We start from the raw sequence: 11776 nt of genomic DNA, 5'->3' as shown, positions 1-11776 counted from the left end.
GGCTGGTGTGGGAGGTACGGCTGGTGTGGGAGGTACGGCTGATGCGGGAGGTACGGCCGGTGGGGCCGGTGGGGCTGGTGTGGCTGGTGTGGCTCCGGTGACCGGCGTGGCCGCTGCGGGGCGGGGCGGGGTCCGGCCCGTGAGGAGTTCGCGGTGGAGGGCGGCGAGTTCGGGTCCGGGGTCGGTGCCGAGGGCGTCCGCGAGGGTGCGACGGGCCGACGCGTACGCGGCGAGGGCGTCGGCGTGGCGGCCCTCGGCCCGCAGGGCGCGGATGAGATGGGCGTGGAAGGCCTCGTCGTACGGGTACGTGGTGGTGAGTTCGGTCAGTTCCGGTACGAGTCCGTCGGTGGCGCCCCGGCGCAGGTCCGCCTCGACGCGGCGGCGCAGGGCGGCGAGCCGCTGGGCCTCGGGCCGGACGCCCGCCGGGTCGGGCAGGTCGGCGAGGGCGGGGCCGCGGAAGAGGCCGAGGGCCTCCCGCAGGAGGGCGGCGGCGGTGTCGGGGTCGCCGGCGTCGAGGCGGGCGCCCGCCTCCGCGGCCCGGCGCTCGAAGACGTACAGGTCGATGTCGTCGGGGCCGGCGGCGAGCCGGTAGCCGGGTCCGGGGGTGGAGGCGACCGCCTCCCTGCCGAGGATCCGGCGGAGGCGGCCCACCAGGGCCTGGAGGGCGGCGGGCGCGTCCTGCGGCGGGTCGTCCCCGTACACGTCGTCGGCGAGCTCGCCGACGGAGGCGGGCCGTCCGCCGCGCAGCGCGAGAGCGGCGAGGAGCGCGCGCAGCCGGGCACCGCCGAGGGGGAGGGGGGTGCCGTCGGGACGAAGGGCCTCGGTGGTGCCGAGGATGAGATACCGCACCGGTTCATTGTGGCCGTCGGCCCGTGCGTACGCCTCGGGGTTTACCCGGGTCCGGCCCCGGGAGGGCGGGCGTCGGAACTCCGCCGTGTCCGGGGTGGGGCCCGGGGGTGCGGGGAGGGGGCGGGCGGCCCCGGCTCGTGGACGGACTCGTGGGCGGACTCGTGGCCGCAGTCGTCCACGAGCCGGGGCCGGAACACGCGACGGCTTCGCCCGCCTCGCGGTCGGTCAGGAGGAGGAGAGGGGTTCCCGCGCGCGTGGACCCTGGTCTGCCGGACGCGGTCGCGGCGCGCGGGGCCTCACGCCGGAAGCGAGCGGGACGCCGGGATCAGGGGGCCCTGGACCGCGCGGTGGGCGCGCGGCTCCGTGGTGTTGGTCCAGCAGGAGCCGCGGCGGGCGAGGAGGCGGCGGAGCCAGAGTTCGGTGGAGACGAGGTCGGCGAGGCCGTCGAGGGGGACGGGTTCGCCGTCGGCGGCGGCGCGCAGGGCCTCGCGGACCACGCGCGCCTCGATCAGGCCCGCGTCCGCGAGGAGCGGCGCGTCGAAGAGGGCCAGGAGCCGGGGGAGCGCGGCGCGCAGGCCCGCGCGGGCGGCGGCGGCCGGGACGGCCGGGTGGGGGGCGCCCCAGCCCGGCGGCAGGTCGTGGATCCCGGTGTCGGTCAGGACCGTGCGCAGGATGCCGGCGCGGGCGTCCGGCTGGACCCGGAGCGATTCGGGGAGGGCGCGGCAGGCCCGTACGACCTGGTTGTCGAGGAAGGGGGCGTGCAGCCGCTGGCCGCGGATCTCGGCGGCCTGCTCCAGGACCCGGTGGTCGGCGGCGGCCCGCGCGAGGGCCGCACGCGCGCGTGCCTCGCCGGGGCGCTGGACGGAGGAGGGGAGGGTCGCCGCCCGGTTCAGGCGAACCGATACTTCGGCCAGCGCCTCCCCCGTCAGCCAGCGGGCCGCGGGGCCCGGCCGCGACCAGGCGAGGGCGGAGAGGGAGGCCTCCAGGGGGCCGAAGCCGTCGGGGGCGGCGCGGTTCGCCTCCAGGACCCGCCGGGCCGCCGTCTCCAGACCCGTCCGGTACGGGGTGCGGGCCAGCTTCCGGGCCGCCCGGTACACGGTCAGCGGCACCAGGAGCGCGCCCGCCGAAGGACCCGAGGCCTTGGCGAGCGCGGTGACGGGACGCACCAGGGAGCGGCGTCTGCGGTCCATCAGGAGGTCGGCGAGGCGCGCCGGGTGCGCATCCAGGACCTGCTTGGCGCCCATGCCGGTGAAGTGGTCGGCGCTGCCGCCCGCGAGCCGCCGCCGGTGCCGTTCGGCCGTGACGAGCGCGGGCCCCGGCTCGTCGGTGAGCGGCCCGTCCAGGGAGGCGTACGGGAGCGCCTCCTCGCCGGCCGCGACGACCACGTGGTGCAGGCGCGGGTCGGCGGCCAGCTCCCGGGCCCGCTTCAGTTCGTCCTCGCGGTCCGAACCCGCGCGCGTGGCGAGGTCGTTGAAGGTGACGGCGAGCAGCCGCTCCCCCGCGCCCGTGCCGTGGCCGATGATCGTGCCCGGCACCCCCGGGAGTCCCGCCGCCAGGAGGGCGAGCGTGCCGGAGGCGCTGCCGCCGGACAGGTCGGCGCCGATGCCGGGCGCCGGGCCCCCGCCCCGGGCCGCGCGCCGGTCGGCGGGGCCCATGCCGGGGACCGGGCCGGGGTCGGGGAGCGGCGCCTCGGGCGCGTGCCGGGGGGCCGTGAGGCGGGCGCGGACGGCCTCGACCAGGGCGTCCCTGACGCCTTCGACGGCCTGCCGGGGGTCGGACTCGGGGGTCGCGACCGCGAGCGAGGCGACCTGTTCGTAGCCGGTGATCTCGCGCGAGCCCTCCCGCAGGATCAGCGCGTGGCCGGGCGGCACCCGGCGGACGCCCTCGTAGGGGGTGGAGTCGCGCAGCGCCTCCGGGGTCTCGGGGCAGGCGAGCAGGGCGGCCAGGTGGCCGATGTCGAGCTGGGCCTCCACGAGGTCGGCGAGGGGGAGGGCCGCGGTGGCGTACGCGGTGCCGCCCTGCCACGGGGTGTGGAACACCGGCCGGGCCCCGGCGAGGTCACCCGTGACGGTGACGCGGCGGCCGGCCTTGACGACGGCGGTGTAGCTTCCCGGCCAGGCCGTGAGGTGGCGCAGGGCGCCCCCGCGCGCGGTGAGCAGTCCCCTGCGCAGTTCGTCGTCGCCCGCGGCGCAGCAGCCGAGGACGGCGATGTGGGTGTGGTCGTCGACGGCCACGACCCGGACTTCGTCGGGGCGCCAGTCGCCGACCGCCCAGAGCGGATCGGGGCCTCCCCACAGGAGTTGCGCGCCCACCGGTTGCACCGTGCGCCCCTCGGCCGCCGTCGCCCGGCCCGGGCCGTGGGACCCGTGGGCCGCCGCCGTGTCGGAGCCGTACGCGCCGTGGGCCGAGGCCGTACCGGAGCCGTACGGGCCGTGGGTCGTCGTCCCGGAGCCGTAGGGGTCGTGGGCCGGCGCCGGGCCGGAGCCGTACGGGCCGTGGCCCGTCGCACCGGAGCCGTACGAGTCGTACGCGCCGTAGGCCGCCGTCGTGCCCGATCCGTACGCCCCGTACGAGCCGTTCGCCGCTCCCGTCCGTGTCCCCCCGGTCGTTGCGAAGCTCGCGGCGACGCTGCTCCAGCCCACCAGCCATCGCATCGGCGCCTCCACGTCCGTTTCGGTGGGAGACATGCTGCCATGACAACGGCGCACGGGGCGGTGTCCGGGCGCACGCGCGCGAAAGCCGAATGCGCCCCTGGCATGGGCCAGTTGGACACCGGCGACATTCGGCCGAATTTCGACCGCGCCCGAAGGTTTGGAAGGCGCGCGAGAACGAACAGGGGCGGTCCGTTCCTCACGGGCCGCCGGCTGGCCGGGAGGCGCTTCCGCCTCCCGGCGCCGTCCGCCGCCCGCGGGGAATGGGGCGGCGGTGTCCCCCAGCCCACTGGTCCGGGACTCCGACCCCGGCCGGATGGGCCGACCCACGCGGTACCGATGGAAGCGCTCCCCCACCGCCCGGACGAGAGCGCACGGCCAGGCGCACGGCCACACGGCCGGAGCACGCTCCCCACCGACGGATCCCTCCGGCGATTGGTCACACAACAATCTCGCCATACGGAACACCGCCCCTTAACGGTAGGGATGCGGCGAACTACGCTGTGCTTACGAATGCCGCACGCCTATGCCCGGCGTCGTGGCGGCCGTCTGTGCTGTCGAGGGGTGGCGTCATGTCCAGGGAGCAACGCGGGCCGAACGAAAAGCTCGGCACGGTTCTCGCCCTCGCGGGAATCAGCAACGCCGGGCTCGCCCGGCGCGTCAACGACCTCGGTGCGCAACGGGGACTGACGCTGCGTTACGACAAGACCTCGGTCGCCCGCTGGGTGTCCAAGGGCATGGTGCCGCAGGGCGCCGCCCCGCACCTGATCGCCGCCGCGATCGGGCAGAAGCTCGGCCGGCCCGTGCCGCTGCACGAGATCGGGCTCGCCGACGCCGACCCCGCGCCCGAGGTGGGGCTCGCCTTCCCGCGCGACGTGGGCGAGGCGGTCCGCTCGGCCACCGACCTCTACCGGCTCGACCTCGCCGGGCGGCGGGCCGGCGGGGGCGGCATCTGGCAGTCGCTCGCCGGGTCGTTCGCGGTGAGCGCGTACGCCACGCCCGCGTCCCGCTGGCTGATAACCCCGGCCGACCCGTCGGTGGAGCGGGAGCTTCCCCGCCCGGTAGTCGGCTCCCCGGCGGCGCCCGCGCCGGAGCACGCGCGCGTGGGCCACAGCGACGTCGCCAAACTCCGCGAGGCCGCCGAGGACGCGCGCCGCTGGGACTCCAAGTACGGCGGCGGGGACTGGCGCTCGTCCATGGTGCCGGAGTGCTTACGCGTGGACGCGGCCCCGCTGCTGCTCGGCTCGTACTCGGACGAGGTCGGCCGGGCCCTGTTCGGCGCGACCGCCGAACTCACCCGGCTTGCCGGCTGGATGGCCTTCGACACCGGGCAGCAGGAGGCCGCCCAGCGCTACTACATCCAGGCCCTGCGGCTCGCCCGGGCCGCCGCCGACGTGCCCCTCGGCGGATACGTCCTGGCCTCCATGTCCCTCCAGGCCACCTACCGGGGCTTCGCCGACGAGGGCGTGGACCTCGCCCAGGCCGCCCTGGAGCGCAACCGGGGGCTCGCCACCGCCCGCACCATGTCCTTCTTCCGGCTCGTCGAGGCGCGCGCGCACGCGAAGGCGGGGGACGGGGCCGCCGCCGCGGCCGCGCTCAAGTCCGCCGAGGGGTGGCTGGAGCGGTCCCGGGCGGGCGACTCCGACCCGACCTGGCTGGGCTTCTACTCGTACGACCGGTTCTGCGCCGACGCCGCCGAGTGCTACCGCGACCTGCGGATGCCGCGCGAGGTGCGCCGCTTCACCGAGCAGGCGCTGTCCCGGCCGACGGAGGAGTTCGTCCGCTCGCACGGCCTGCGGCTCGTCGTCTCCGCCGTCGCCGAACTGGAGTCCGGCAACCTGGACGCGGCCTGCGCGGCCGGCACGCGCGCGGTGGAGGTGGCCGGGCGGATCTCGTCGGCGCGGACGACCGAGTACGTACGGGACCTGCTGCACCGGCTCGAACCGTACGGGGACGAGCCGCGCGTCATGGAGCTGCGGGAACGGGCCAGGCCGCTGCTCGTCGCCCCGGCGTGACGGCCGCCCCGCGCGGGCCCCGGACGGGCCTGCGGCCCCGCATGAACACCCGCCTCCGGGTGAACCGCGTCTCATGAGGCCGCGCGAGGTTTCACGACTTTGTCAGTGGGCCAGTGCAGTATCGGGGGTGGGAGGTGGGGCCGGTGTTCGACTGTGACGTGCTGGTGATCGGCGGCGGGATCGTCGGTCTGTCGACGGCGTACGCGCTGACGCGTGCCGCCCCCGGCACCCGGGTCACGGTCCTGGAGAAGGAGCACGCCCTCGCGCGCCACCAGACCGGACGCAACAGCGGGGTGATCCACAGCGGGATCTACTACCGGCCGGGCTCGCTCAAGGCGCGGTTCGCGGTCGAGGGCGCGGCCGAGATGGTCAAGTTCTGCGCGGAGTGGGGCATTCCGTACGAGGTGACGGGGAAGCTCGTCGTCGCCACCGCGCGCGAGGAGCTGCCCCGGCTGCACGCGCTCGTGCAGCGCGGCCGGGAGAACGGCATCCCGGTGCGGGAGCTGGGCCCGGCGCAGATCAGCGAGTACGAGCCGCGGGTGCGGGGGCTCGCCGCGATCCACGTCGGCACGACCGGGATCTGCGACTACGGGGCGGTGGCGGAGCGGCTCGCCGAGGCGTCCGGGGCGCGGATCCTGTACGGCGCGGAGGCCGCCGTGATCGACCGGCGGCCCTGGGGGGTCGCCGTGCGGACGGCGGACGGACGGGTGGTGCGGGCGCGGGTCCTGGTGAACTGCGCGGGGCTGTACTGCGACCGGGTCGCACGGCTCGCGGGCGACGACCCGGGGATGCGGATCGTCCCCTTCCGGGGGGAGTACTACGAGCTGGCGGATCCGTCGCTGGTGCGGGGCCTGGTCTATCCGGTGCCGGATCCGGCGTTCCCGTTCCTCGGGGTGCACCTGACGCGGGGCATCGACGGCGGGGTCCACATCGGGCCGAACGCGGTGCCGGCGCTCGCCCGCGAGGGGTACGGCTGGTCCGTCGTCCGCCCGCGCGAACTGGGCGCCACCCTGGCCTGGCCCGGCTCGTGGGCCATCGCCCGGGAGCACTGGCGGTACGGGGCGGGCGAGCTGCGCCGCTCGGTCTCCAAGCGGGCCTTCACGGAGGCGGTGCGACGGCTCCTCCCGGTGGTGCGGGAGTCCGACCTGCGACGGGCCGCGCCGGGGGTCCGGGCGCAGGCGGTGCTGCGGGACGGGACGCTCGTCGACGACTTCCTGATCCGTGAGGCGGCGCGCACGGTCCACGTCCTGAACGCGCCCTCGCCCGCGGCGACGGCTTCGCTGCCGATCGGACGGGAGGTGGCGGGGCGGGCGCTGGCGTTCCTGTAGCCGCCGCCCCGGGACCGCTCCCGGTCTGGGACCGCCCGCGACCCGGGACCACCTCCGCCCCGGCCCCGGACCGCTTCCCGGACCGCCGGACCGACCGCCACCGACCCCGGACCGCTCCCGGGCGCGGGCGCCACCGACCCCGGACCGCTCCCGGACCGACCGCCACCGACCCCGGACCGCTCCCGGGCGCGGGTGCCACCGACTCCGGACCGCTACCGGGCGCAGGCGCGGGAAGCACCCGCGCGCGTCCCCGCACCCACGCGCGCGTCCTCGCACGCCCGCCTGCGCCCGCGCGGGACCGTCCCCACCCGTAGAATCGGCCGCATTGTGTCTGAGCAGCCTGAGAACAGCCCGCGGCCCGTCGCCGACCCCGCCCCCCAGCCCGTCGCGCGGCGGGGCAGTCGGATGTTCGCTCCCGGGGAGGGGCCCCTGCCCGATCCCGCCGGTTCGCACCACGAGCGGCGGATCCGGAGCTTCCAGCCGCGCCGCAGCCGGGTGACCGCCGGGCAGGCCGAGGCGATGCTGAAGCGGTGGCCCGACTGGGGCCTGGACATCGACGGCAAGCGGGTCCTGGACCTGGACGAGATGTTCGGCGGGCTCCCGGTCGTCCTGGAGATCGGCTTCGGGATGGGCGAGGCGACCGCGCAGATGGCGGCCGCCGATCCCGGCACCGGGATCCTCGCCGTGGACGTGCACACCCCCGGCCAGGGCAATCTGCTCGGGCTCGCCGACCGGAACGGCCTCACCAACGTCCGGGTGGCCAACGGCGACGCGATCATCCTGCTCCGCGAGATGCTCGCCGGCGACTCCCTCGACGGCTGCCGGGTCTACTTCCCGGACCCGTGGCCCAAGGCCCGCCACCACAAGCGGCGGCTGATCCAGCCCGAGTTCCTCGGCCTCCTCGCGACCCGGCTCAAGCCCGGCGGCGTGCTGCACTGCGCCACCGACTGGGAGGAGTACGCCGAGCAGATGCTGGAGGTGCTCACCGCGCACCCGGACTTCGAGAACACGCGGGCCGACGGCGGTTACGCGCCCCGCCCCGGCTTCCGGCCCCTCACCCGCTTCGAGGGCCAGGGGCTCGACAAGGGGCACGTCGTCCACGACCTCCTCTTCCGGAGGAAGTGAGGGGAAGCGGGCGACTCGTCACCGCGTCGCCCCCTGTCCGTGCCGGTCGTTAGGGTCGCTCACGTGTCGAACCCCGCTCCCGCCGAAGCCGGACCCGGAACCGCCCCCGTACCCCACCGGGGCACCGAGGAACCGGCCTTTCCCGACGCCGCCGACCGGTCCCAGTGGCGCTACCGGCCGCGCCGGGCCTTCTGGCGCAGCCGGGTGGTCCGGGCGATATCCCTGGTCACCGTGCTCGCGATCTGCGCCCTGGTCATCCTGGCGATGGTCCGCGAACAGACCGGCACGCAGGGCTTCCTCGTCGGCCTGGCCCTCGCCGTGCTCCCCGTACCGCTGCTGATGGCGGCGTTCCGCTGGCTCGACCGGGTCGAGCCGGGACCGTGGAGGAACCTGCTCTTCGCCTTCGCCTGGGGCGCCTTCGCCGCCGCGCTCGTCGCGATCCTGGCGAACTCCTTCGCGGTCCGCTGGATCGCCACGGCCACCGCCGACCCGGACTCCGCCGACCACCTCGGCGCCACCGTCATCGCCCCGGTGGTGGAGGAGAGCGCCAAGGCCGCCGCGATCCTGCTGCTCTTCCTCTTCCGCCGCCGGAACTTCGGCGGGCTCGTCGACGGGGTGGTGATCGCCGGCTTCACCGCGACCGGCTTCGCCTTCACCGAGAACGTCCTCTACCTCGGTAACGCCTTCGGCGAGGACCAGGAGGTCGGCGCCACCGGCATCGGCATGGTGACCGCCGGGACCTTCTTCGTCCGGGTCGTGATGTCGCCGTTCGCGCACCCGCTGTTCACCGTGCTCACCGGCCTCGGCTTCGGCTTCGCCGCGCTCGCCCCGCGCGGGAAGCGGCCGCGGAAGGTGCTGCTGCCGCTCGCCGGGCTGCTGCTCGCCATGGGCATGCACGCCGCCTGGAACGGCTCGGCCACCTTCGGCGGCCCCTGGATCTTCTACGCGGTGTACGGGGCGCTCATGATGCCGGCCTTCGGCCTGCTGACCTGGCTCGCGGTGTGGAGCCGGCAGCGGGAGCTGCGCACGGTCTCCGGGGAGCTCCCGGCGTACGCGGCGGCCGGCTGGCTCTCCCCCGACGAGCCGCTCGCGCTCTCCTCGATGCGGGCCCGCGAGCTCGCCCGCTCCTACGCCGCCCGGACGTACGGCAAGCAGGCCGCCCGGGCGGTCGGCGAGTACGAGTCCTTCGCGACGACCCTCGCGTTCCTGCGGGACCGGGCCCGGCGCGGCACCGCCGGGCCCGACTTCGCGGCCCGCGAGCAGGAGCTGCTGCACCACCTGTGGCAGCGCAGGGCGGTCGCCTCGCCCGCGCTGACGTACGCGGCGCGGGCGACGGGACGGGCCTGGACGCCGCCGCAGTACCTGGACTACGGCGGCTACAACCCGTACCGCGGTTAGGGCCTCCTCCGGCGGATCCGGCCCCGGCCCGCGGTCAGCCCCGGACGGCCGAGGCCTCGGTCAGGAGCTTCAGCTCCTCCTCCGTGAGCTCCAGGCCGGCGGACGCGACCAGGGCCGGGAGCTGCTCGACCGTACGGGCCGAGGCGATCGGCGCGACGACCGTCGGCCGGGAGGCGAGCCAGGCGAGGGCGACGGTGGCGACCTCCGCGCCGCGCGCGCCGGCGACCGCGTCGAGCGCGGAGAGCACGGCGCGGCCCCGCCCGGTGTCGAGGTGCTTGCCGGCCCCGGCGGCGCGGGCGCTGTCGACGGTGGTGCCGGGGCGGTACTTGCCGGTGAGGAAGCCGGAGGCGAGGCCGTAGTAGGGGACGGCGGCGAGGCCGGCCCGCTCGGCGGTCTCCAGGAGCGGGCCCTCGTAGGTCTCGCGGGAGACCAGGTTGTAGTGCGGCTGGAGGGCGACGTAGCGGGCGAGGCCCTCGGCCTCGGCGAAGTCGAGGGAGGCGCGGAGCCGCTCCGGGGAGATGTTGGAGGCGGCGACGGCCCGTACCTTGCCGTCCCTCACCAGCTGGTCGAGGGCGGTGACGATCTCCTCGACGGGCACGGACTCGTCGTCGAAGTGGGTGTAGTACAGGTCGATGCGGTCGGTGCCGAGGCGGCGCAGGGACTCCTCCGCGGCGGCCTTGACCGTGGGGGCGGAGAGCCCCTTGAAGCGGGGGTGGGAGCCGGCCTTGGTGGCGACGACGACGTCGTCGCGGTTGCCCCGGGAGGCGAGCCAGCGGCCGATGACGGTCTCGGACTCGCCGCCCTCGTTGCCCTCGGCCCACGCCGAGTAGACGTCGGCGGAGTCGATGAAGTTGCCGCCCGCGGCGGCGTAGGCGTCGAGGACGGCGAAGGAGTGCGCCTCGTCGGCGGTCCAGCCGAAGACGTTGCCGCCGAGGGCGAGGGGGAAGACGTGCAGGTCGGAGCTGCCCAGCGTACGGAGAGAAGTCATGGGGTGGACAACGGTCCCCGCCGCCGGGCGTATTCCGCCCGGTTCCCGTCCGCCTTCCGCGCGGTCCCCGGAGGGGTCAGACCGTCAGGCCCTTGGAGCGCAGCCAGGCCGCCGGGTCGACGCCGTCGCCGCCGCCGGGGTGGATCTCCAGGTGGAGGTGGGCGCCGGAGACGTTGCCGGTGGCGCCGACGCGGCCGATCGTCTCGCCGGTGCCCACGGTCTGGCCGGCGCTGACCGTCATGGAGGAGAGGTGGCAGTACCAGACCTCGGTGCCGTCCTCCAGCTCCAGGACGATCCGGTAGCCGTAGGAGCCGGACCAGCCCGCCGACTTGACCGTGGCGCCGTGGACCGCCTTGAGCGGGGTGCCGGTGGGGGCGGCGAAGTCGAGGCCCGTGTGGTAGCCGGAGGACCACATCGAGCCGGACTGCATGTAGGTGGCGGTGAGGGAGTACGAGGAGAGGGGCATCGAGTAGCTCGCGGCGAGCTTGGCGAGGCGCTCGGCCTCGGCCTTCGCCTTGGCTTCCGCCTCCGCCTTGGCCTTGGCCTCCGCCTCGGCCTTCGCCTTGGCCTCCGCCGCCGCCTTCTCCGCCGCGTCGGCCTTGGCCCGCGCCTCGGCGGCGGCCTTCTCGGCGGCCGCCTTCTCCGCCGCGGCCTTCTCGGCGGCGTCGGCGGAGGCCTGCTGCTGCTCGGCCTGCTGGAGGATGCGGGCGCGCAGGGCCTCGCCCGCGTCGGCGCTGCTCGGGGCGTCGACGGTCGTCAGGCTCGCCCGCGTGACCTGTCCGGACCGCGAGGCCCGCTCGTCGGCCTCGGTGGTGTACGTGGCGGAGGTCAGCGGGTTCGGGTTGGCGCGGTCGGCGGGGACCGTCTGCCGCTCCTCCGCCTCGGGCAGGAGCGCGCCGACGCCGGGCAGGTCGTGGGCGTCGGGCAGGTCGAGGTCGGGGAGGTCCGGGAGCGATATGGCCACCGGCGGCTTCTCCTGCGCGGTGGCGAGGCCGCCCGCGCCGACGGCCGCGATGACGCCGACGCCGAGGACGGTGGAGGAGCGGGCGAAGTTGGAGCGCTGCTTGACGACCCGGTGCCGGCCGCCGGAGCGGTTCTGGGCGCGGAGGGAATCCTCGGTGGGGTTCCACTCGGTGCCCGGGACGGAGGGAGCCGCACCGCCGCCGAAGGCATCGAAGGGGGCTTCGGGGGCAGGGGTGTTGGACGCCACGGAGGCGCGCTCCTTTCCTTCCTTCTCGCCTACCGGGTTAGCTGACGGGTTCGGAGCAGGAAGGTCTCCTACGGGCCCGGTCGCACGGATGCGAAGGGCTCGATTCACCCCAAATGGTGGTTCCCCGGTTCCCTTTCGGGATTCGGCGCGTGCGCACGGTGCCGTCTCTTGCGACGGCTGGGACGACCGCGCTGCGTTATCGAACGTTAATA

8 protein-coding genes and 1 riboswitch are annotated in these 11776 nt (G+C 75.8%); of the genes, 4 read left to right on the top strand and 4 right to left on the bottom strand.

Annotated elements, in window-relative coordinates:
• Together ADL08_RS29595 and ADL08_RS29590 are read right to left on the bottom strand one after the other, a co-directional pair.
• On the bottom strand, nucleotides 1-849 hold an 849-nt coding region (locus ADL08_RS29595; RefSeq protein ID WP_199837112.1), incomplete at its 3' end, for an AfsR/SARP family transcriptional regulator.
• A gap of 296 nt (nucleotides 850-1145) precedes the next feature.
• On the bottom strand, nucleotides 1146-3536 hold the full coding sequence (locus ADL08_RS29590; protein WP_234352311.1) for an asparagine synthase-related protein: 2391 nt from the start codon (nucleotides 3534-3536) through the stop codon (nucleotides 1146-1148).
• A 536-nt stretch (nucleotides 3537-4072) separates the two neighbouring features.
• On the opposite strand from ADL08_RS29590, the gene ADL08_RS29585 reads away from it, so the two are divergent.
• The 4 genes from ADL08_RS29585 (at nucleotide 4073) to ADL08_RS29570 (ending at nucleotide 9366) form a co-directional block, all read left to right on the top strand.
• Nucleotides 4073-5515, top strand: coding sequence for a hypothetical protein (locus ADL08_RS29585; RefSeq protein ID WP_053648369.1), 1443 nt, complete (start codon nucleotides 4073-4075; stop codon nucleotides 5513-5515).
• 143 nt (nucleotides 5516-5658) lie between these two features.
• Entirely contained in the window at nucleotides 5659-6843 is a 1185-nt protein-coding gene (gene lhgO, locus ADL08_RS29580; RefSeq protein WP_053648367.1) for an L-2-hydroxyglutarate oxidase, read from the top strand.
• Between the two features lie 327 nt (nucleotides 6844-7170).
• On the top strand, nucleotides 7171-7968 hold the full coding sequence (trmB, locus tag ADL08_RS29575) for a tRNA (guanosine(46)-N7)-methyltransferase TrmB (protein WP_420709670.1): 798 nt from the start codon (nucleotides 7171-7173) through the stop codon (nucleotides 7966-7968).
• Between the two features lie 63 nt (nucleotides 7969-8031).
• The gene (locus tag ADL08_RS29570) at nucleotides 8032-9366 is read left to right on the top strand and encodes a PrsW family intramembrane metalloprotease (protein WP_234352310.1); all 1335 of its coding nucleotides are present in this window, start codon (nucleotides 8032-8034) and stop codon (nucleotides 9364-9366) included.
• Nucleotides 9367-9400: 34 nt separating this feature from the next.
• Here ADL08_RS29570 and ADL08_RS29565 read toward each other — a convergent pair whose 3' ends face one another.
• Nucleotides 9401-10354 carry an aldo/keto reductase gene (locus tag ADL08_RS29565; RefSeq protein ID WP_053648363.1) on the bottom strand — a complete coding sequence of 318 codons (954 nt, stop codon included), beginning with the start codon at nucleotides 10352-10354 and terminating at the stop codon, nucleotides 9401-9403.
• A gap of 76 nt (nucleotides 10355-10430) precedes the next feature.
• Nucleotides 10431-11564 carry a M23 family metallopeptidase gene (locus tag ADL08_RS29560; RefSeq protein WP_053648361.1) on the bottom strand — a complete coding sequence of 378 codons (1134 nt, stop codon included), beginning with the start codon at nucleotides 11562-11564 and terminating at the stop codon, nucleotides 10431-10433.
• A gap of 11 nt (nucleotides 11565-11575) precedes the next feature.
• A riboswitch (cyclic di-AMP (ydaO/yuaA leader) is annotated at nucleotides 11576-11722 on the bottom strand.
• Nucleotides 11723-11776 lie beyond the last annotated feature (54 nt).

Origin of the sequence: Streptomyces sp. NRRL F-6492 (genome assembly GCF_001280125.1) — a bacterium.
Lineage (GTDB): Bacteria > Actinomycetota > Actinomycetes > Streptomycetales > Streptomycetaceae > Streptomyces.
This window is presented reverse-complemented; position numbering and strand designations above follow the sequence as displayed.

Coding starts and splice junctions, on each gene's coding strand:
- ADL08_RS29590 (WP_234352311.1), bottom strand. CDS start 3,536: ATGTCTCCCACCGAAACGGACGTGGAGGCGCCGATGCGATGGCTGGTG.
- ADL08_RS29585 (WP_053648369.1), top strand. CDS start 4,073: ATGTCCAGGGAGCAACGCGGGCCGAACGAAAAGCTCGGCACGGTTCTC.
- ADL08_RS29565 (WP_053648363.1), bottom strand. CDS start 10,354: ATGACTTCTCTCCGTACGCTGGGCAGCTCCGACCTGCACGTCTTCCCC.